The following is a 21,442-nucleotide window of genomic DNA, read 5'->3' as shown; positions in this document are numbered from 1 at the left end:
GCGCTCCCATGACTTCCGCATGGCGCCGCGCCTGGCCGATCATCCGGCACTGGCTCTACTGGACGCACCGGTGGCTGGGCATTGGCGGCTGCCTGCTGTTCGTCATGTGGTTCGTCTCGGGCGTCGTGATGATGTACGTGGGGTATCCCAACCTCACGGACGAAGAGCGGCTTGCGGGGCTGGCGCCGCTGCGTTTCGAGCAGGCGGCGGTGTCGCCAACCGCTGCACTCGACGCGCTGCCGCAGGCGGCCCGCGTGCAGCCGCGGCGCATGGTGCTGGAGATGCAGGGCGGCATCAACGCCGAGCCCGTATGGCGCATCGTCGATGCGAGCGGAGGCCGGCACACGGTCTCGGCGCGCGACGGCCATGTGCCCGGCCCGGTCGATGCCGCGCAGGCCGAAACCATCGCACGGGCCTTCTCGGGCCATGCGAGTGCGCACTGGGCCGAGACGCTGGAGCGCGACCAGTGGACCGTGCCGCAGGGCCTGAACCCGCTGCGCCCGCTGCACCGCATCGAAGTCGGCGACGCGGCCGGCACGGAGCTGTACGTGTCTTCGCGCAACGGCGAAGTGGTGCGCGACACCACACGCTCGGAGCGCTTCTGGAACTGGCTGGGCTCCGTGCCGCACTGGATCTACTTCACGCCACTGCGCGCCGATCCGCCGCTGTGGCACGACGTGGTGGTGTGGCTGTCGGCGGCATGCATCGTTTCGGCCGTGACGGGCATCGTCATCGGCATCCTGCGGGTGCGCCTGCGGCGCAGGTTCCGCAATGGCGCGGTCACGCCGTACAACGGATGGATGGCCTGGCACCACATCGCGGGGCTGATCGGCGGCTTCTTCGTGCTGACGTGGATCATCAGCGGCTGGCTGTCGATGAACCCCAATGGCTGGTTCCAGCGCGGGCCGGGCGACGCGGCTGCGATGGCGCGCTACACGGGTGCCGGTAAGTCGCCGTTCCCCTGGCCGCCAGCGGTGTTGCCGCCAGGCGAGGGCGAGGCCGCACCGCGCGAGGCCGTGCTGCTGTGGTTCGACGGCAAGCCGCTGCTGCACCTGCGCGACGCGAAGGCGCGCGTGCGGGTGGTCGATGCGGCCACCGGCAGCCCCGCCGTCATCGGCAAGAGCGACATCCTGCGCGCCGCCGCCCGCCTGCGGCCCGGCGCCATCACCCAGGCCACGCTGCAGACCCGCGAAGACTTCCACTGGTACGGCCACCACCGCGAGCGCACCGTGCCCGTGTGGCGGCTGCAGTTCGACGACCCCGCGCACAGCTGGATCTACATCGACCCGGCCAGCGGGCAGGTCGCCGGCAGCAACGACAGCAATTCGAGGCTGCGACGCTGGCTCTTCAATGCGGCGCACAGCCTCGACTTTCCCTGGCTCATCCAGTACCGGCCGGCCTGGGATCTCGTGGTGTGGCTGCTTTCCATCGTCGGCACCGTGGCCTCGGCCAGCGGCGTCGTGATCGGCTGGCGACGGCTGCGGCGCAAGCCTCGACCATTGGCCATATCGAAGGGGCTTGCGCAAGCAGGCCCATGAACCAACAATCAACTTTCGCACTGCGGTGCATTTCAGGAGGTGCTCGATGCACATCGAACCAGGTCTCGTCGACGGATCCAAGATCTTCCTCAGCTACGCCACGGCGGCAGCTGCTCTCGCCTACACAGGCAAGGTGGCCTTCGATACGGCCGTGAAGGACGGCCTTGCCGCCCTGGCGCTGCGCTCGGCCATTGCCATTGCGCTGGTGTTCTGCTTCTTCGAGGTGTTGCCGCATCACCCGGTGGGCGTGTCCGAGGTGCACCTGATTCTGGGCACGACCCTGCTGCTGGTGTTCGGCCTGGCGCCTGCGGCCATTGGCCTGGCGGGCGGGTTGCTCATCCAGGGCCTGTTCTTCGAGCCGCAGGATGTGCCGCAGTTCGGCATGAACGTCACCACCTTGCTGGTGCCCTTGTTCGCAGCGGCCGCGCTGGCACGTCGGATCATTCCCCAGAACCTGGCCTACGTGGACATCAGCTACCAGCAGGCATTCAAGCTGTCGGTGGCCTACCAGGGCGGCATCGTGGTCTGGGTCGGCTTCTGGGCGCTCTACGGACGCGGCACCGGGCTCGAGAACCTGAGCCAGATCGCCAGCTTCGGCGCTGCCTACATGACAGTCGTGCTTGTCGAGCCGCTGGTCGACCTGGGTGTGTTGGCCGCCGCAAAGGCCTGGCGTCGTCTGCAGGGCACGGCCTTCGTCGAGCGCCGCCTGTACAGCGCCATCTGATTCAACCAATGCATCGCCGCGCTCACGAGGTGCTGCCTCGGGGAGCGGCACGGGCGCTTGCGCGCCTGAAAGAACATCTCCCATGACACAAGCAAGCAACGCCAAGATCCCCGTCACCATCGTCACGGGCTTCCTCGGCAGCGGCAAGACCACGCTGCTGCGCCACATCCTCGGCAATGCCGAAGGCCGCCGCATCGCGGTGATCGTCAATGAGTTCGGCGAACTCGGCATCGACGGCGAGATTCTTCGTGGCTGCGGCATCGGCTGCGACGACGAGGGCAACGAGCGCGAAGGCGCGCTGTACGAGCTGGCCAACGGCTGCGTCTGCTGCACCGTGCAGGAAGAATTCCTGCCTGTGATGCTGCAACTGGCCGAGCGCCGCGGCGACATCGATGCCGTGATCATCGAAACCTCGGGCCTCGCGCTGCCCAAGCCGCTGGTGCAGGCCTTCCAGTGGCCGGACATCGCCAACATCTTCACCGTGGATTCCGTGGTCACGGTGGTCGACGGCCCGGCCGCCGCCTCGGGCCAGTTCGCCGAGAACCCCGAGGCTGTCGACGAAGCCCGCCGCGCCGACCCCAACCTCGACCACGAGTCGCCGCTGCACGAGCTGTTCGAAGACCAGCTCTCGGCCGCCGACCTCGTGGTGCTGAACAAGACCGACCTGATGGACGACGCCGCGCGAGCGAAGGTCGAGGCGCTGGTGCGCGAAGAGCTGCCGCCCGAAGTCAAGATCGTGGCTGCCACCGAAGGCCGGTTGCCGCTCGCGCTGCTGCTGGGGCAGGGCCGCGCGGCCGAGGCCACCATCCACCTGCGCGAAAGCCACCACGACCACGAGGAAGACCACGACCACGACGAGTTCGACTCGCTCGTGATCGAGCTGCCGCCGGTGGATCGCGACGGCCTGCTCGCCGTGCTCGGCAGGCTGGTCGAGCAGCACGCCATCTACCGTGTGAAGGGCTTCGTCGCCATTCCGGGCAAGCCGATGCGCCTGCTGGTGCAGGGCGTGGGTCGCCGCTTCGACCATCACTTCGACCGCCGCTGGCGCGATGGCGAGGCGCAGCGCACGCGGCTCGTGTTCATCGGCGAAGACCTCGACGAGGCGGTGCTGCGCAAGGCGCTGGAAGAGGTGAGCGCGGTCGCAGCCTGACGGCTTGAACGCATGCATCTGCTGAGCACCCAGCCCGGACGCTTCGTCGAAGACGACAGCGTCGTCACCCGGCTCGACCAGACGCCGGGCGACATCGTGGTGCTCAGCTCGGCCGACACCACGCTGGCGCTGCTCGCGGCGGCGCGCACGGCGCTGGCGGTCGCCGACCCCGGCTATCCGTCGCTGCGGCTGGCCAACCTGATGCACCTGCGCCAGCCTGCGTCGCTCGACCTGTACATCGACGAGGTGCTGCAGCATGCGCGCGTGGTGGTGGTCGATCACCTGGGTGCGGAATCGGCCTGGGCCTACGGGCTCCAGCAGCTCGAAAAGCTCGCGAAGCGCAAGGGCCAGCAGCTCGCCATGTTCTCCGGCGACCTGCAGGAAGACGAAGACCTGCTTGCGCGCAGCACGGCGCCGCGCGCGGTGAGCCGCCAGCTCTGGCAGTACATGCGCAGCGGCGGGGCGGGCAATGCGATGCAGTTTTTGCGCGCGGTGGCCTTCCATGGGCTGGGGCACGGCGAAGCGCCGCTGCCGCCACGCAGCCTGCCGCAGGTTGCGCTGCATGTGCCGCGCGGCATTGACGCTGCGCACACCGTGGCCGGCATCGACGATTTGCGCGCCGGGTGGCATGTGGGCGCGCCGGTGGTGGCGCTGGTGTTCTATCGCTCGCATCTGCTGTCGGGCAACACGGTGGCTTTCGATGCGCTCGCCGCCGCATTGAGCGCAGAAGGGCTGAACCCGCTGCCGGTTGCGCTCGATTCACTCAAAGACCCGCTGTGCCTGTCCACACTGCGCGAGCTGTGCACCGAGCATGACGTGCAGCTCGTGCTCAACACCACGGCTTTCGCCGCGATGGGGCAGGGCGCGCAGAACGAAGAGGGCGAAGGCATCGCGCTGGCCGGTGACGCACCCGTGCTGCAGGTGATCGTGAGCGGCGGCAACCGCGAAGACTGGCTGGCCGACAGCCAGGGCCTGCGCCCGCGCGACATTGCCATGCAGATCGCGCTGCCCGAGATGGACGGCCGCATCATCACGCGCGCCGTGAGCTTCAAGGGCCTGTCGCACCGCTGCGAACTTACGCAGACCGAGGTGGTGAACTACCAGCCCGAGCCTGATCGCATAGCTTTCGTCGCCGAGCTGGCGCGCCGCTGGTGCCGGCTGCGCAGCCTGCGTGCCGGCGACAAGCGCATCGCGCTGATCCTCGCGAACTACCCGGGCAGCGAGGGGCGCATCGGCAGCGGCGTGGGGCTCGACACTCCTGCCTCGGTGATGGCGATCCTGCGCGCGATGGCGGCCGAAGGCTATGCGCTGGGCGAGCCCGGCGCAATGCCCGCTGATGGCGATGCGCTGATGCGCAGGCTGCAGGAAGGCATCGCGAACGACCCCACGCAATGGGCCGCGCGGCCGGCGTGGCAGAGCTACGGGCTGGCCGAGTACCGCGCATGCCTGGCAAAGCTGCCCGATGGCATGGCGGCGGCCATCGACGCGCGCTGGGGGCCGCCCGAACAAGACCCGATGGTGCGAAACAGCCGCTTCATGATCGCCGGCCTGCGGCTGGGCCGCGTGTTTGTCGGCATCCAGCCTGCGCGCGCACTGGGCACGCTGGGTGCAGCCGACTACGCGAGCTATCACGACGCGGAGCTGGTGCCGCCGCACAGCTATCTCGCTTTCTATTTCTGGCTGCGCGAGGCCTTTGCCATCGATGCGGTGGTGCACGTCGGCAAGCACGGCAACCTCGAATGGCTGCCGGGCAAGAGCATCGCGCTGTCGCAGTCTTGCTGGCCCGACGTCATCCTCGGGCCGCTGCCCAACGTGTACCCGTTCATCGTCAACGACCCGGGCGAGGGTGCGCAGGCCAAGCGGCGCACGCAGGCGGTCATCGTCGACCACCTGATGCCGCCGCTCACGCGCGCCGAGAACCACGGCCCGATGCAGGACCTGGAACGGCAGGTCGACGAGTACTACGACGCACTGCTGGTCGATGCGCGCCGCGCCAAGGTGCTGCGCGCGCAGATCCTCGCGGCGGTGCGCGCGCAGCATCTGGTCGAGGAACTGGCCATGCCCGGCGCGGAAGACGATGCGGTGCTCGCGCGCGTGGATGCCTACCTGTGCGAGCTGAAGGAAACGCAGATCCGCGACGGGCTGCATGTGTTCGGCGCATCGCCGCGCGAGCGGCTGCGGCGCGACACGTTGCTGGCGCTGGCACGCTATCCGGCTGCCGATGGTGCGGGCGCGAATGCCGGGCTGCTCGGCGCGCTGTCGCAAGATCTGCTGGCGGGCGATGCCTTCGACCCGCTCGACATCGACGCGGCCCGGCCGTGGCAGGGCGCGCGCCCCACGCTGCTGCAATCGGTGAGCACTGAAGCGTGGCGGCATCAGGGCGACACGCGCGAGCGGCTGGAACTGCTGGCGCAGCGCCTGCTGGAAGAGGGCGCATGCCCGTCCGAACTGCCGAAGACTACCGCCGTGATGGGCCGCATCGCGCAAAGCCTGGCGCCCGCGCTCGATGCCTGCGGTGCGCAGGAACTGCTGCAACTCTCCCGCGCCTTGCAAGGCCGATTCGTGCCGCCGGGCCCGAGCGGTTCGCCTTCGCGCGGCCGGCCCGACGTGCTGCCTACCGGCCGTAATTTCTATGCGGTCGATACGCGCGCCATTCCCACCCCTACTGCATGGATGCTCGGCCTCAAGTCAGCCGCGCAATTGGTCGAGCGGCATATGCAGGAGCACGGCGACTATCCGGTGGCCATGGGCCTGTCGGTCTGGGGCACGGCCACCATGCGCACCGGCGGCGACGATCTGGCACAGGCCTTCGCGCTCATCGGCGTGCGGCCCAAGTGGGCGCCGGGCAGCCAGCGCGTGGTCGATTTCGAGGTGCTGCCCACGGTCGGCATCGGCCGTCCGCGCATCGACGTCACGCTGCGCATCTCCGGCTTCTTCCGCGACGCCTTTCCCAACGCCGTGCAGATGTTCGATGCGGCCGTGCAGGCCGTCGCCGCACAGGAAGACGAAGACGCCGAGCGCAACCCGATTCGCGCACGCATCCTCCGCGAGGCCGCCGCGCTGGAGGCGCAAGGTGCTTCTCCGGAAGAAGCGCGCCAGCAGGCCGGCTGGCGCGTGTTCGGCTCCGCGCCCGGCAGCTACGGCTCGGGCCTGCAACCGCTGTTCGACCATGGCGACTGGCAGACCGACGACGACCTGTCGAAGGCCTACGTCGGCGGCAGCGCCCACGCCTACGGCCAGGGCAGCGACGGCGTGCCCGCCGCCGACGCGCTGGTTCGCCGCCTGCGCGCCATGAACGTCGTCATGCAGAACCAGGACAGCCGCGAGCACGACCTGCTCGACTCCAACGACTACTACCAGTTCCAGGGCGGCATGGTCGCCGCCGTGCGCCATCTGAGCGGCCGGCAGCCGGCGATGTACCACGGTGACCATGGCAACCCGCAGGCGCCGCGCGTGCGCACGCTGAAGGAAGAAATCAGCCGCGTCATCCGCTCGCGCGTGGTCAATCCGAAGTGGATCGACGGCGTGAAGCGGCATGGCTACAAGGGCGCCTTCGAGATGGCCGCGACGGTCGACTACCTGTTCGGCTTCGATGCCACCGCGCGCGTGGTCGGCGACCACCAGTACGCGATGGTGGCCGACGCCTATGTGCTCGACGAAGCCACGCGTGACTTCGTGAGCGAACACAATCCGCGCGCGCTGCACGACATGCTCAGCCGCCTGCTCGAAGCCATGCAGCGCGGCCTGTGGCAGTCGCCCGGCGACTACAAGAACCAATTGGAAAACCTGCTGCTCGACCACGAGCAGCAGATGGAAGGAAGCCCGCGATGACCACTGCCGCCCCGATGCCGGTGCCTTTTCCCTTTGCCGCGATAGCGGGCCAGCCGCATCTGCGCCAGGCGCTGCTGCTGGCTGCTGTCGATCCCGGCCTGGGTGGTGTGCTGATCGAAGGGCCGCGCGGCACTGCCAAGACCACGGCTGCCCGTGCGCTGGCCGAGCTGTTGCCGGGTGCCCCCTTCGTCACGCTGCCGCTGGGCGCGAGCCTCGAAAGCCTCGTCGGTACGCTGGACCTCGGGCAGGCGCTGGCCGGCCATGAGCTCAAGTTCGCGCCCGGCCTGCTGGCGCGCGCGCATGGCGGCGTGCTGTACGTGGACGAAATCAACCTGCTGCCCGATGCGCTGATCGACTCGCTGCTCGACGCGGCGGCCAGCGGCGTCAACGTGGTGGAGCGCGACGGAATCTCGCATCGGCACGCCGCACGCTTCGTGCTGGTCGGCACCATGAACCCGGAAGAGGGCACGCTGCGCCCGCAACTGCTCGACCGCTTCGGCCTGTGCGTGCAACTGCGCAACATCGGGGGCGCGGCCGAGCGGCAGGCCATCGTGCGTGCGCGGCTGGCCTTCGATGCCGATCCGCAGGGCTTTCGTGCGAAGCACGCACAGGAAGAGGCCGAACTGGCTGCTGCGCTGGTTCGCGCACGGGCGCTCGTGGGAGATGCAGCGGCGCTGCCGTACGGCGATGCGGTGCACGAGGCGGTCGGCGCGCTGTGTATCGAGGCCGGCGTCGATGGCTTGCGAGCCGATCTCGTGATGCTGCGCTCGGCTCGGGCACTTGCAGCATGGGAGGGCTCGGCTGCCATCACCACCGACCACGTGCAGCGCGTGGCAGAGGCCGTGCTGCTGCATCGGCGCAAGCCTGAAGCCGAGGCTGCGGCGCCGGCCCCCGCGCCCCGAGCCGGAAAGCCCGATGGGAGCAGTAACGGCAAAGATGAAGCAAACAGCGCAGGCGACGAAGACTGGGGCGCCATGCCCCCTGAACCCGTCGGCATCGAGCGCGTGAAGCCGCTGCGCCCGCTGATCGACCGCACGCAGGCCGCCCCAAAAAAAGCCTGAGCCTCCGGGACGCCGCACCCGCTGGCGCACGCCAGGGTGACCGGAGGCAGGGTTCGCAAAGGGACGCATGGCAGGGCCGCTCGCCGCAGGGCGCGGCCTTCGACTGGCCGCGCACCCTTGTGGCACGCGGCGCCGACCGGCTGCGCGCCGGGCACCTGCGCCATCGCCCGCAAGAAGCGCGCAGCGGTGCACTCCATTGCTTCCTGCTCGACTGCTCGGCCTCGATGCGCAACGACAGCAACCTCGCACGCGCCAAGGGCCTGCTGCTCGCGCTGATACAGGAGGCCTACCAGCGCCGCGACCACGTCGCGCTGCTGTGCTTTGCCGGCGAGGTGGTCGAGCTGCGTCTGCCGCCACGCCGCGCCAGCGCCTGGAACGACGACTGGATCGCGCCTATTGCCGCCGGTGGTGGCACGCCGCTAGCGTTGGGCGTGCAGCGTGCCGGCCAGTTGCTCGCGAAGAGCGAAACGCGGCAGCGCTGGCTGTGGCTGCTGACCGACGGCCGCAGCAGCGAAAGCCCCGCGCGGCCCGAGACCGCCGATGTTGCGTGCGTGGTCGATTTCGAGGCGGCACGAATGCCGCTGCATCGCGCCAAGCAGCTCGCCACGCAATGGGACGCGCGCTACCTCATCGTGTAGGGCTGATCGGCGGTTTTTGCACCGCCGTTGCGTTACCGTGCGGCATGAGCGTCAAAACCTGCTTCCTGGCCCTTGCGTTGAGCGTGACGCTGCCTGCTTTCGCGCAACCCGCGGTGCCGCCGGACGGCGCGACTTGCCAGGCGGAGGAGGCATTGCTCGAGCGCGATATCGATCTTGCGCGTTCCCGGGGCCAGATGTTGCGGCGGCGAGAGCTTGCCGAGGCATTGAGCGCGCTGCAGCTGCGTTGCAGCAAGACCGCGCCGCCAGCCGAGAGCCGCGCAGCCCGCATCGACAAGCTGGAGCAGGAGGCTCGGGCGCTTCGGCTGGAACTCGATCGCACCGAGGAGCAACTGCGCAAGCTGAAGAACGAGTCGCCCTGACGCCGATGCCGGGTCGCTTACGGGGCAGGCGTCTCGGTTTCTTCAGGCGCCAGCATCGTCCCCCGACAGCCCGGCGAGCCGCAATGGCAGGGGTACTTCGACGGCGGCGAGCCGTCGTCCGCTGTCAGCGAGTAGTCGATGAACAACTCGTCGCCCGCGTCCACCGCCACCAGCGTCTGGAACTTGAGCACCAGCTCGCCGCCCTCGTCGTATTCCTCCACCGCTTCGCAGTTCGGCTCGCACGAGTGGTTCAGGTGGCGGGTGGCGTTGCCGCCCTTGGAGCCGTCGATGGTCTCGTGGTTCGTCAGCGTGAACAGGTAGGTCAGCTGGTCGTCCCAGACCTTGGTGGCGATTTCGGCCTTGGTGTAGCGGCGGCCTTCGTACAGGCCGAGAAAGGCTTCGGCCGGCAGGTCGCGCGTGGCAAAGGCGCCGAGGCCGTGCACGCCGCTGGGGCCCACCCGGACGAAAGGGGTGGACGAGGTTTGCTTGCGATGCTTCATGGGGGAAAGAAGGAAACGGGGGGCGTCGAGATATCAAGTGATCGGCAGCTTCGCCACGAAACAGGTGCCTTCGTCCGCACAGGACGTGACCTCCAGCGTGCCGCCGTGGGCCGCGGCGATTTCCGAGCAGATGTAGAGGCCGAGTCCCAGTCCGCCGCCGGGCTTGCTGTTCTCGGGGCGCCAGTAGGGCTGGAAGATCTTCGCGATGTCGCAGGGAGGAATAGGGTCGCCGCCGTTCGTCACCGACAGCACGAGCTGGCCGTTGCGCACGTCGGCGCGAACCACGATCGGCTGGTCCGGCGCGCCGTGCGCGACCGCGTTGCCGAGCAGGTTGGACAGCACCTGCTGGATGCGGCCCTGGTCGCAGCGCACCACGCCGCTGACCGAGAGTTCGTCGCGGATGTCGAGCGCGGGATGGGCGGCGCGCACTTCGTCGATCACGTCGTTGAGTCCCGAGGCCAGGAATTCGGTTTCGCGGATTGCGAGGCCCATGCCCGAGCCGAGCCGCACGCGCGCGAAGTCGAGCACGTCGTCGATCAGCGCCGACATGCGGCGCGTGCTGGCCTTGAGCCGGGTTCCGAGCTTGACGAGGTCGGGCTCCGCCTGCCGCCGGATCAACAGTTCGGCCGCGACGCCCACCGATGACAGCGGGTTGCGCAGGTCGTGCCCCAGCACGGCGATGAACTGCTCGCGCAGTTCGGCTGCGTCCTGCGCCGACTGCAGGGCTGTTTCGGCGCGCTCCTGCCGGGCTTCGGTTTCGAGCTGGCGCGCGATCAGGTCAGCAAAGGCGGTGAACATCGTCACCACCCGGGCATCGGACACCATGGCTGGGCGCGGGTCGATGGCGCAGAGGTTGCCGAAGTAGTCGCCGTTGCTGTGGATGATGGGCACCGAGATGTAGCTCTCGATGTTGTACAGGCGCGGTGTGTGATGGTTGGCGTAGACCGGGTCGGTGCTGGCGTGGTCGATCACCACGGGCTGGCGGGCCATGCGCGATTCGCTGCACAGCGTGGTCTCCACCTTGAGCTGGCCGCCGGGCTCCAGGCCGAACTGGATGGTGTCTTCCACCGCGCAGGCGGTCCAGGTGCCGTCGGTCACGCGGGCCACGGCGGCAAAGCCCATGCCGGTGTTCTGGCAGATGATCTTCAGCAGCGAGGGCACGGCGCTGATGCGGCCGATGGCGGCCACGTCCCGCGCGATGGCCTCGTCGCTGTCGACGTCGGCGGCAGGCGCGAAGAGGGCGGCAGGCGTGTTCAAGGTGCTGGAATGGTACGCCAGGGCCCGCGAAGTCAAGGCTTGGGCTCGCCCAGCGAGGCCAGGCAGCCAACGATCGCATCGGCCGCCTCGTCCAGCCGAGGGCCGGGGCGCATCATCAGGTCGAAGCGGGCCGAGGCAAAGCTGCACACGCGCCCGCGTTGGATGGCCGACATGGCCGACCAGCCGGGCCGCGAAGCCATGGCCGAGATTTCGCCGAGGGCCGAGACCATCAGCACGTCGGGGTTGGCGCGCACGACGAATTCGGGGCTCATCTTCGGGAAGGGGCCGAGCGTGCCCGGTACCGCATTGCCGAGCCCGAGGCGGGCCAGCGTCTCGCCGATGAAGGAGCTTTCGCTGGCTGCGGCCATGCCGCCGTGCACTTCGAAGTACACGCGCCGGCCCTGCCAGCCGGCGGGCACGCGCGCCTTGGCTGCGTCCAAGCCCGCGTCGAGCTTGCGCCAGAAGGCTTCGCCCGCACCGGGACGGCCGGTGGCGCGGGCCACGGTTTCCATCACGCGGCGCATGTCGGCATGGGTCTTGGCGTCGAGCGCCAGCACCTTGATGCCCAGGCGCTCCAGCGGCTCGGCGGCGCGGCTGCGCGGACGCAGAAGCACCAGGTCGGGCTTGAGCGCGACGATGCGCTCGATGTTCGCGTCATCGATGCCGCCCACCTGCGGCAGCCCTTTGACCGACGCCGGCCAGTTGGCGTGGCGGTCGATGCCCACCAGCCGGTCACAGGCGTCGAGCGCGCAGACGGTTTCGGTCAGCGAGGGCATCAGCGACACGATGCGTTTTGCCGGCGCCTGCAGTTCGAGCGTGATGCCGCGGTCGTCCTCGAGGCGGATGCCGGCTGCGTGCGCGTGCATCGCAGCCGGGCCGAGGCCCAGGGCCACGAAAGCCGCGGCCTTGGCGATCCGTCGCGCGGTGGTGGTGGAAAGGGGCGGGCGCGGGGCGGAAGAGTTCATCTGGCGGGCATCGTGAGCCCGCTATTGTCGCGGCGTCTGCATGCGCAGGCGCCGCGCCGCTTCTTCCTCGCGTGCGTCGTCCACCTCGCGCAGCACGTTGCGCAGATCGACCGGGCCGGTCTCGTGCACGAACGCGCCCGTCAGCTCCGTCTCGGGGCGCAGCAGGCCGCGTTCGTAGAGGTGCCAGATCTCGTCGCCGTAGTGCGTACGCAGCAGCGCGGGCGCGAACTGGCCGAAGAAGTCGCGCAGGTTCCCGACGTCGCGCAGCAGCATGCGCCGCGCGTGGTTGTTGCCCGCGGCGTCCACCGCCTGCGGCAGGTCGATGATCACGGGGCCGTCTTCGGCCAGCAGCACGTTGAACTCCGAGAGGTCGCCGTGCACGATGCCGGCGCACAGCATGCGCATCACTTCCTTCAGCAGGCTGGCGTGGTGGCGTATTGCGTCTTCGGGCGAGAAGGCCACATCGTTCAGGCGCGGGGCGGCATCGCCGTTGGCGTCGGTCACCAGGTCCATCAGCAGAACGCCTTCGAGGAAGTTGTGCGGCGTGGGCACGCGTACGCCCGCGGCGGCCAGACGGTAGAGCGCATCGACCTCGGCGCTCTGCCAGATGGCCTCGGTCACCTGTCGGCCGAAGCGCGTGCCCTTGGCCATGGCGCGCGCCTCGCGGGTGTTCTTGACACGGCGGTTCTCGGTGTAATCGACGGCCTGACGGAAGCTGCGCTTGTCGGCCTCCTTGTAGACCTTGGCGCAGCGCGTCTCGTCGCCGCAGCGCACGACGTAGACCATGGCTTCCTTGCCGCTCATGAGCTGGCGCACCACGGTGTCGATCAGGCCTTCGTCGATCAGTGCCTGCAGTCGCTGAGGTGCTTTCATGAACGTGTCTCCTGGAGGAAGGTTCTCAGGCTTTCCGTGCCGATCTGGTAGAGCCCATCATGCCTGTGCGCGGCATAGCCGAGCCGGTGGTTGATGGAGAGCATGGGCTCGTTGACCTCGGCGTTGTGGGTAAAGGCCATCGCGACCTCGGGATGGTGCTCGCGCACGAGTTGCAGCATGGCGGCCTTCACGCCCTTGGCCAGGCCCTTGCCGCGCCAGCGCCGCGCCACGGCCGTGAGCCGCTGGTGCATGCGGTCGGGGAAGCGCTGGTTCCAGGCGGCGTCGCATACCGCGACCACTTCGTCGCCGTCGAGCAGCAGCACAAGAAAGTGATCGCCGCCTCGGCGGTCCATGTCGGCGTACCAGGGAGGGAAGTCCTCCAGGTCGTAGCGCATCGGCGGCCGTTCGAGGTTGGTAGTGGGCGCGTCGTTCAGCAGCACGGACAGCGGCGCCATCAGCGTCGCGAGCCGTTCGAAGGGCACGCGGCCGGCGTGCACCTCGGCGCGCAGACCGAGGGCGGGTGCGAAGCCTTCGGCACGCCAGCGCGCGAGCGCCTGCCAGTCGAGGCCGGCGAAGGCCATGCGGTTCTCGACGATGCGGTGCTTCTCGACAGCGCCGATGGCCTGCAGGAAGGCGTGGCCTTCGGGCAGGTGCGCCTTGATCGTCGCAACGGACTTGCCGTGCGCCTCCATCAGCGCCAGCAATGTGCGAAGCAATGCGCTTGCCACGCCGCGGCGCCGGTGCGGACGCAGCACGCCGCCCCAGGCTTCGAGGAACGGCACGAACGCCTCGTACTCCGGCGTGCCTTCGCGGCGAAAACTCGCGCTCAGGCTGCCGATGAATTCGCCTTGCTCGCCGACGGCCAGCACTCGATGAAAGACATACAGCGGATTGGGCCGCTGCACGTTGTACCGGGTGTCGGCATCGGGAGCGATGGGGTCGCCGGGAAAGTCTTCTTCGGCGCGCAGGCGCCAGTACGCGAGGAAGTTGCCCCAGTCGGCTTCGCTCGCGCACTGGGGATCGAAAACAGTGGTCACGGTATGCCGCGCGGATGCGGCACGGGTTTCGAGCATGGTCGTTGGCCTTGATTCGACAAATGAACGGGGCGCCGCCGGCACATGCGTGCCGGTGGCGGCGTTTGAATCGGGGCGGCTTGGGGGCGTCGCGACGGCCGGAGGCCGCGCGGGGCAGACTGGCTACGCGATAGACGCGTGAACGATCAGCTGTTCAGATGAGGCCCGACAAACCGCACGTGCATGGGGGCATGAATTACAGCGTCTTCCATCGCGCACCTCCGCTTTCTGTGTGGTTGTCGAAGGAGCGAATGTAGCGGGCTTGCCGCGTGCTGTGAAGTGGCGTGTGGTTTTGGCGCATGCAACGCGTCAGTTCTTCATGCCGTGCACGATCGACGCCAGCAACGAAGACACGAAGACGGCCGCGATGAAGCGCAGCCAGCCGGGCTTGCGCTGCACGAAGTTGCTGATCGCCACGCCGCCCGTCAGCAGCCAGATCAGCGGGCTGGTGCCCGCGAGGAAGACGCTGACAACGTAGAGGGCTTGCAGCATCACGCTGAAGATCCAGCCGAGTTGGGAGGCGAGGCTTGGCACCTGCGCGGCGGCTTGCCCGGATGGGGGCGATGCCGCAGTGGTCGTGCGTGCCGTTGCAGGTGCTGTGGGCTTGGCCGGCTGGGGCCGTGCCGCTTCGCGCTGGGCCTTCTTTTCTTCCGCCAGTTGCTCGGCGGTTTTCTCCAGCACCGGTGCGGGCGCCTCCGTCGGCTGCCACCATGCGGGCCAGGGCGCCTTGCCTGCGGCGGATTGATTGCGGAACTCACCTGCAGGGAGCTTGCGTTGAGAGGCCTGCGGGACTGCAGGTGTCGCTGCACCGCTTCGTTGGTGCTTGGCAGCCAGCGCTCGCACGCGCTGCAGATACGGCTCGCCACGCGCCGGGTCGGTCATTGCGATGAAGTTCGCGTAGCCGCGCAGCGCGCCGATCACGTCGCTGTTGCCGTTCCATTGCAGGCCCTGCGGTCCGTGCCGCTCCGCCTGGTGCAGTACGGCGCGAAAACGCCGCAGGGTGTCGCGGTCGATCGAGAGCTTGTCGTTCACCACGATGCCCGTCACATGCTGCTGCTGGTGCTTGCGCATGACCTGCTGCTTGTCCTGGTGCACCGTGAGGCCTTCGCTGGCCACGATCTGCTTCACGCGCCACAGCAGCTTGCCGGTGTCGCGGCTGTGCTCGGGGCCGGCCGAGAAGCTCAGGTCGTCCGCATAGCGTGTGTAGCGAAAGCCCAGCTTGGCGGCACTCGCGGCCAGCCGCGCGTCGAGGCGGCGGCACAGCAGGTTGGTCAGCATCGGGCTGGTGGGGGCGCCCTGCGGCAGCACGCGTTCGCCGCGCGCGACGAAGTAGCGCCGGCCGTCGAGCTGCACTTCGTCGGTAGGCGCCTCGGTGCACACCAGCGCCAGCAGGCTCGCCACCTGCGACGAATAGCCGAGCTGGCGGAACACGCCGCGCACGCGGCGCATGCCGATGGAGGGAAAGAAGTCTTTCAGGTCGAGGTTGATCACCACGTCCTGGCCCACGTGCGGTGCGGCATTGGTGAGGATCGAGCGACCCGGCAGAAAGCCGTGCACGGCCTCGTGAACCGGCATCTTCGCGAGGATGTTGTCGAGCACCCAGTACTGCGCGCGCTTCATGCGCGGCATGGGCGCGGAGATGTGGCGCTCGCCGCCGCTCTTCTTGGCGATGGTGAAGCGCTGGTAGTGGCTCACGCTCGCCACGTCGCGGTGCCAGGCGAGAAAGCGCAGCTCGCCGAGGCCGATGCCCATCGCCTGCGCCAGGTCGCCTGCGTGGTCCAGCGCGGGCAGGGCGTTGCGGGCCAGTGCCTGGCTGTCGCTGTGCGCTTCGTTGAGGCCGCCCGAAACGCCGTCGCCCACGTAGAGCAGCTCGCGCTGACGCCGCTCGTGCCACGCCACGGCTCGCGCATGGCGGCCTTGTGCGAGGCGCTGGCGGGTTTCCTCGCGGCGTTCGCGGGCCTTGGCCATGCGTTCTTGGCGCATCGTCTTCAGGGCCCTGTCACGGTCCTCGATGCCGCGCAGTTCGTCGCCGAGCTTGGAGAGCGCCGTCTGCAGTTCGCTTTCGCGGCGGATCAACTGGGCTTCGACCGTCGGCTGCGCCGCGTCCTGCGGCCAGAAGCCGAGGCGCTGCATTTCCTCGAGGACGACTTCCTGCTTGGAGCCCTTGCGGATGCGCTCGTACAGCTCCTCGCGCGTGAGTGCCGAGTCGGGAATGGAAGAAGAGGAGGCGGGAGACTGCATGGTCATGGCGCTGCGCCACTGGCCGATGCACTGCTGATGATGAATCAGAAAAATTGCGAACGAAGCGGGAATCTCGTCGAAGAGCCTCGGGACTGGAGGGCTCCACTCGACGCCGTATGGCCATGGTGACGCCGATGAGCTTCGAGGAAGCCGCACTGTTATCGCGTCACCATGGCCATACGGCACAGTGAAGAGACGTCCAGTGACGCTTGGGAAGTGCTGTGTACGAGGACGGCGATACGCCGTCCGGATTGCAAGAGCCTTCCCGCTCCGTTCGCAAAAAACAGTGTATCAGCCGATGTGTGCGGTGGTCCTTTCCTGATCGGTCGATGTTGCTGCCGGATTGGCCGACAGGCGCAGCGCGAGCATGTGCTCGCACGGGCCCTTGGTCATGCGGTGGCGGATGAAGTGGGAGCACTGGCAGTCGCCCGAGGCCACGCGCTGGTCGGCGTCGAGCTGCAGGCTCATGAGGTATTCGCGCTGCCCCGAAGCGCCCTTGCACTTGCCGCTCAGCGTGAGGCCGCCGGCGGGGCGAGCCAGCGTCTTCACGTTGGCGATGCGGCGCGCCTGCACCAGTTCGGCCGCTGCCTCTTCTTCGGGGCTGGCGTAGCGCAGCTTGTCCATGGGCAGCGGCTCGCGGCTCAGCTCGCGCAGCCGCCACACGCCGTGCGCAAGGTCGTACACCACGCGCCCGGCCTGCACATAGCCGCCGAGGGCTGCATCGACCGTGAGGGTCGACAGGCCGGTGGCCGCTGCCAGCTCGGCCGTAGTGGCGCGCCAGCGTTCGCCCAGCGCCGCGAACACGCGCAGTTGGCTGTCCTGGTCGACCGTGTGGCGCGGCTGCAGCAGCTCGAAGTGGCCGTTGCGCGACCAGTCGTTGGCGGTCCAGCCCGAGAGGCCTAGCGTGAATTCCATATCGGGCAGTTGCGCTACCCAGAAGCTCGGCATGCCCGTGCCCAGCAGGTGCACCGTGAAGCCCTGCGCCACCGGCACGAGGCGTTCGAGCTGCAGCAGGCGGCGCCGGCCCCACACGCGGATGTCGATGTCGGAGGTGGCACTGTGCGTGGAGCGCGGGCACACCAGCTCGTGGCCCCAGGGCTCGAACAGGATGCGCACCGGCTGCCCCGGCCGCAGGATGAAGCGCAGCGAGCGCGGGCCCACGCGCTCCTTGCGCCGGCGCAGCACGAGGCAGATGTTGTGCACGTCCATCGGGTGCAGCTGCAGCCGCTGCGCGGGCAGCAGCATCGCGCTGCTCACTTGCAGGAAGCCGCGCACCCAGCTGTCGGGCACGTCGATCTTCGGCTCGTGGAAGGCCGGGTCGTTGTCGCTCTGCACCTGGAAGCCGCCGGGGTCGACGGCCAGGCGCGTGGTCTTGTAGTCGCGGATCTTCTGGAACTCGTCGTAGAGCGATTCGGAGTAGTCGACGTTGGTGGTGCCGAAGGCGTGGTCGCTCACGCGGTCGAAGATGTCGTGGCTGCACGAGAACATGCCGTAGCTCGACTCGTCCTGGCTGAAGCACTCGAAGAACACGCGGTCGGGGTGCACCGTGATCACCGGGTCGAGCACGAACCAGGCTTCGCGGTTGACCTTGTAGATGTGGTCGAAGTAGCGCTGCTGCGCGCTCATGAAGGGCTGCAGCACGGCCCGCTTGCTCTTGCGCAGCTCGGCCAGCTCGTTGCTGATGGGCGCCATCTGCGCCTTCAGCTGGTCGCTGCGCGCCATGAACTGCGCGAGCAATTCGTTCTCTTGCCCGGCCAGCCATTCGAGGTACGCGCTTTTGTCGCGCGGCTTGAAGCGCAGGTCGCCGACCACCACGTCGTGCAGCGCCGACATACCTTCGCGAAACGGCAGGTGCCGGTTGATGTCGGCAACGAAGTGCACCGGCGCGCGCAGCGTGTCGGGCGCGAACTGCAGCGCCGTGCTGTTCGCGGTGTGTTGTGCGCCCGAGTGGCCGAAGTAGCGGTACTGGAATCTCATGCGGCGGGCCCTCCTGTGGAGGCTGCAGGCGGTGCGCGGCGCGGCGCGACGCTGCGCACCGGGGCGGTCTGCAAGGGGTTGTCCAGCTCGGGGAAGGCAGCCTGGATGCTGCGCAGGCCGGCCACGTACTGGGCGCGCTCGGTGATGGCGCCAGTGACAGCCTGCCGTGCGAACACGCGCGCGACGATGCGTGCGATGTCTTCCGAATGCATCGCCTGCGCGGCCAGGAACTGCATGACTCGTGCCTTGGCCAACCGGCCCCGGTTGGCCTGCGACAGCACGCTCAGAAAGTAGGGCTCCAGTCGCGCGAGCACGTCGGGCTTCTGGCTCGCGGCCGAGGCCAGCCAGTTGGTAACGAACAACTGCATGCCGGGCGATGGATGCTGGCTCAACTGCAGCATGTAGGTGGTGACGTCGGTCACGTCGAAATGCGTGGTGAGCAGTTCGCGGCCCAGGCGCTGGGCGCCTGCGTCCTTGTGATCGCACAGGCGTACCAGCAGCGCCGGCGTCCACTGGCTCGCGCCGCTTTGCGCGCCGAACCATTGACGGGCCCAGTCGCGCGCGTCGTCCCAGCGGCTGTCGAACATGCGCAGGGCATCGCCTAGCTGCGCCAGCGTGCGTTCAGGGTTCGCGGCCAGTCGGTCCATGGCCCAGCGGCGCGCGGCGGCGGTGTCGACGAGGCCCAGGCTGGCGGTCTGCAGTACGTCGAAGCCTTGTGGGTCTTGCTGAGGAAGCAGCCATGCGCCGAGGCGCTGTGCGCCCTTGCTGCGCGCTTCGAGCAGGCGCAGCGTGACGGCGGGCTCGCCGCGGCGCGTGTGCTCGGCCAGCGGGCCGCACAGCCATTGCAGCAGCGCATCGAACACGCCCTCGGCGGCTTCGGCGCGGAACAGTTCGTCGCGCAGCAACGGCATCAGCGCGGCCGCAAAGTCAGGGTGCGCGGGCAGCAGCTGCGCGAGCCGGGGCGCGACGGCCGCGCGCACGGCCGGCATCGGGCTGCTGCAGAAGGCGGCGAAAAGCTCGGGCTGGGTGATGAGCGCGTGGTCGGGCAGGGCCGTGAACAGCCGCACGCCGGCACCGCGCAAACGCTCGTCGTCGGACTGCAGCAGGCGCGTGAGCACGCCCACCGGCAGGCCCTGGACCGACGCCGGGTGCAGCAGCAGCCATTCGGCGGCGGTGCGCACCACGTCCGGGCTTGCATGATCGAAGAGCGCGAGCAATTCGGGCAGCGGCGCCTTGGCGGCCGGGTCACGCAGCAGGCCTTGCAACGCCCACTGCAGGTTCTCGCAGATGGCGTCGAGCTCGGGTTGCCCGGCGTCGCAGGCCGAAAGCCATGCGAGCAGGCTGCCGCACAGGGCATCGAGCGTTGACGGGTTCGGGGCGGCGGCCTGCAGAAGCAGGCGCGACGCGCGGCGCACTTCGGCATCGGCCGAGGTCAGCAGCATCAGCAGAAGGTCGACCTGTTGGCTGTAGAGGCCCGGGTCCTGCGTGATGCATTCGAGCGCAAGGGCGCGGGCCTCGGCCAGCGGTGAACTCAGCAGGGCTGGTAGCCAGGGCAGGGCCGGCGCACCCGCGGCGATGCGCTGGCGCGCGATGGCGAGGGCGAAGCGCGCGGTGTCATCCCAGCCGCTGCCCAGCAGGCGCCAGACGGCGGGCGCCTCGAGCGCCTCGCAGAAGGGCTTGTTGTCCTGCAGCGCGCGCGCCGCAAAGGCATGCACTGCGCCGCAGCGGCCTTGCTGCATCAATTGCAGCAGGGCCCGTGGATGGCGGTCCCAGCGCGCGGGCCAGGCTTCGGTGCGGTTCAGGCGCTGCGCGGGCAGCGGTGTGTTGCGGCGCCAGCGCAGGCCGCCGCGCTGGGCTTCCCATTCGGCGTCATGGCGGTGCAGCAGCTGCATCAGCACCAGCCAGCGGCTGTAGGGGCCGGTGTGCCAGCTGCGGGGCTCGGGTGTCCAGCGGGTTTCGCGCTGCTGGCCGGCGGTGCCGGCTTCGGCATCGTCGGCCGCGAGCAGCACGCCCATGGCCAGCTGCAGCCAGCTTGCCTCGTCGGCCGTGCCGGCCAGAGCCAGCCGGCGCAGGCTGCGCCAAGTGCGGCGGCGCAGGTAGTCGCGTGTGCGCTGGCTGTAGGCGAGGCGGCTGTCGGGCCGCACGATTTCCTTCGCGATCTCGACATAGCGGCCATTGACCTGCGCCCAGCGGCCACCCGTGCGGAAGGCCGCGCGCTGCGTTTCGAGGCGCTGGTGCAGCATGCCGAGCAGGGCGTAGTCGCCCGCGAACTCCGCGCCCTTGTACAGCCGGCGCCATGCGCGGAAGCTGCCGGCGGCGAGCTGCAGCGTTGGCGCAATTTCCATCAGGGCCGTGCGCGCGAGCCCGTCGGCTGCCGGGCTTTCGAGCAGCGCGAGATCGAACAGCTGCTCGACCCAGGCCGCGTACTTCAGACCATTCCAGAGCGCTGGGTCGGCCAGGTGCTGCCGAAGCAGCGGCATGGCCTGTTCAACGGGCAGCTCGCTCATGGTGGCCCAGGCGCGGCGCAGCGGCGCGGGCCAATCGTCCACGATGCGCGCCGTTTCGGCCGCGCGTTGTTCGGCAGGCCAAAGGTTCAGCGCGGCCCAGCGCGCCGCGCGTGTGACCACGGGCGTGCGGCCGCGCCGGGAGAGTTCACGCATCGCCTCGAACGCACCGCCGTCGCCGCAGCGGCCGATGGCCCAGGCGATGCAGTAGTCGAGCAGCGGCTCGCCGGTTTCGATGTGGTCGATGAGCTGTGGCACGGCTGCAGCCAGCCGGCGCTCGCCGATGCGCCACACCACGCGGCTTCTGCGCACAGGGGCCAGCAGGCGCCATGCATCGGGGCGGATGCTGGCCAGCAGCACGGCGTCGCCGGGGTGTGCGAGCACGGCGGTTGCAGTGGTGGTGACGACGGCCTCGGCGGCCGCCCCTTCGATCACATAGCCCTGCGCGATCTGCGCCGCCACGGCACGCTCGAAAGCGGCGTTGGCGGCCTCCAACAGCAGCGGCGACGGCGTGTAGACCGTCTCCTTCCACTGCAGCCCGTCGCGGCTGGTGCTCACATGCACCACGTGGCCCGGCGCTTCCGGCAGGGCGAACAGTTCCACGGTGCTGAAGCCCGCGGCGCCTGTCGCGCCCGGCTTCGTGCGGATCAATTTCTCGGAGCGAATGCGCTTCACGCGGAGGCCTCCCTGCCTTCGGTTGGGTGCTTGTGCTTTTTGTTTCGCTGCGCAT

General features: G+C 69.0%; 15 protein-coding genes. 7 read left to right on the top strand and 8 right to left on the bottom strand.

The annotated features are described in order from the left end of the window. The first annotated feature begins 8 nt into the window (after positions 1–8). The 7 genes from BLV60_RS07945 to BLV60_RS07915 all read left to right on the top strand — a co-directional run bounded on the left by BLV60_RS07945 (position 9) and on the right by BLV60_RS07915 (position 9,322). Positions 9–1,538, top strand: coding sequence for a PepSY domain-containing protein (locus BLV60_RS07945; protein WP_093052588.1), 1,530 nt, complete (start codon positions 9–11; stop codon positions 1,536–1,538). Between the two features lie 46 nt (positions 1,539–1,584). Then, the gene (locus BLV60_RS07940; RefSeq protein WP_093052585.1) at positions 1,585–2,262 is read left to right on the top strand and encodes an energy-coupling factor ABC transporter permease; all 678 of its coding nucleotides are present in this window, start codon (positions 1,585–1,587) and stop codon (positions 2,260–2,262) included. Between the two features lie 82 nt (positions 2,263–2,344). Next, entirely contained in the window at positions 2,345–3,412 is a 1,068-nt protein-coding gene (cobW, locus tag BLV60_RS07935; RefSeq protein WP_093052582.1) for a cobalamin biosynthesis protein CobW, read from the top strand. A 12-nt stretch (positions 3,413–3,424) separates the two neighbouring features. Next, positions 3,425–7,243, top strand: coding sequence for a cobaltochelatase subunit CobN (gene cobN, locus BLV60_RS07930; protein ID WP_093052578.1), 3,819 nt, complete (start codon positions 3,425–3,427; stop codon positions 7,241–7,243). Further along, positions 7,240–8,304 carry a magnesium chelatase ATPase subunit I gene (locus BLV60_RS07925; protein ID WP_093052575.1) on the top strand — a complete coding sequence of 355 codons (1,065 nt, stop codon included), beginning with the start codon at positions 7,240–7,242 and terminating at the stop codon, positions 8,302–8,304. Before cobN ends, BLV60_RS07925 begins: the two co-directional genes overlap by 4 nt. A gap of 119 nt (positions 8,305–8,423) precedes the next feature. Continuing rightward, positions 8,424–8,942: a vWA domain-containing protein gene (locus tag BLV60_RS07920; RefSeq protein WP_256328896.1), complete on the top strand. Its 519-nt coding sequence runs from the start codon at positions 8,424–8,426 to the stop codon at positions 8,940–8,942. Continuing rightward, positions 8,915–9,322 carry a DUF1090 family protein gene (locus BLV60_RS07915; RefSeq protein WP_256328895.1) on the top strand — a complete coding sequence of 136 codons (408 nt, stop codon included), beginning with the start codon at positions 8,915–8,917 and terminating at the stop codon, positions 9,320–9,322. The genes BLV60_RS07920 and BLV60_RS07915 overlap by 28 nt, the downstream gene beginning before the upstream one ends. A gap of 17 nt (positions 9,323–9,339) precedes the next feature. Here the strand turns inward: BLV60_RS07915 and BLV60_RS07910 are convergent, their stop codons facing one another. The 8 genes from BLV60_RS07910 to BLV60_RS07875 form a co-directional block, all read right to left on the bottom strand. After that, positions 9,340–9,822, bottom strand: coding sequence for an SET domain-containing protein (locus BLV60_RS07910; RefSeq protein WP_093052567.1), 483 nt, complete (start codon positions 9,820–9,822; stop codon positions 9,340–9,342). 33 nt (positions 9,823–9,855) lie between these two features. After that, positions 9,856–11,079 carry a GAF domain-containing sensor histidine kinase gene (locus BLV60_RS07905; protein WP_093052565.1) on the bottom strand — a complete coding sequence of 408 codons (1,224 nt, stop codon included), beginning with the start codon at positions 11,077–11,079 and terminating at the stop codon, positions 9,856–9,858. Positions 11,080–11,111: 32 nt separating this feature from the next. Further along, complete coding sequence (locus tag BLV60_RS07900; RefSeq protein WP_093052562.1) at positions 11,112–12,044, bottom strand: ABC transporter substrate-binding protein; 933 nt, start codon at positions 12,042–12,044, stop codon at positions 11,112–11,114. 21 nt (positions 12,045–12,065) lie between these two features. Then, positions 12,066–12,917 carry a PA4780 family RIO1-like protein kinase gene (locus BLV60_RS07895; protein ID WP_093052559.1) on the bottom strand — a complete coding sequence of 284 codons (852 nt, stop codon included), beginning with the start codon at positions 12,915–12,917 and terminating at the stop codon, positions 12,066–12,068. Beyond that, positions 12,914–13,990 carry a GNAT family N-acetyltransferase gene (locus tag BLV60_RS07890; RefSeq protein ID WP_093052556.1) on the bottom strand — a complete coding sequence of 359 codons (1,077 nt, stop codon included), beginning with the start codon at positions 13,988–13,990 and terminating at the stop codon, positions 12,914–12,916. Before BLV60_RS07890 ends, BLV60_RS07895 begins: the two co-directional genes overlap by 4 nt. 309 nt (positions 13,991–14,299) lie before the next feature. Beyond that, positions 14,300–16,237, bottom strand: coding sequence for a reverse transcriptase family protein (locus tag BLV60_RS07885; protein ID WP_093052553.1), 1,938 nt, complete (start codon positions 16,235–16,237; stop codon positions 14,300–14,302). Positions 16,238–16,522: 285 nt separating this feature from the next. Then, positions 16,523–18,208 (bottom strand): hypothetical protein, encoded by a 1,686-nt coding sequence (locus BLV60_RS07880; RefSeq protein ID WP_093052550.1) that lies wholly within the window; start codon positions 18,206–18,208, stop codon positions 16,523–16,525. Continuing rightward, positions 18,205–21,387: a hypothetical protein gene (locus BLV60_RS07875; protein WP_143042552.1), complete on the bottom strand. Its 3,183-nt coding sequence runs from the start codon at positions 21,385–21,387 to the stop codon at positions 18,205–18,207. Before BLV60_RS07875 ends, BLV60_RS07880 begins: the two co-directional genes overlap by 4 nt. Between the last annotated feature and the right edge of the window lie 55 nt (positions 21,388–21,442).

This window comes from Variovorax sp. YR634, from assembly GCF_900106655.1.
Lineage (GTDB): Bacteria > Pseudomonadota > Gammaproteobacteria > Burkholderiales > Burkholderiaceae_C > Variovorax.
The sequence above is the reverse complement of the archived record's forward strand: the minus strand, read 5'-3'. Positions and strand labels throughout refer to the sequence as shown.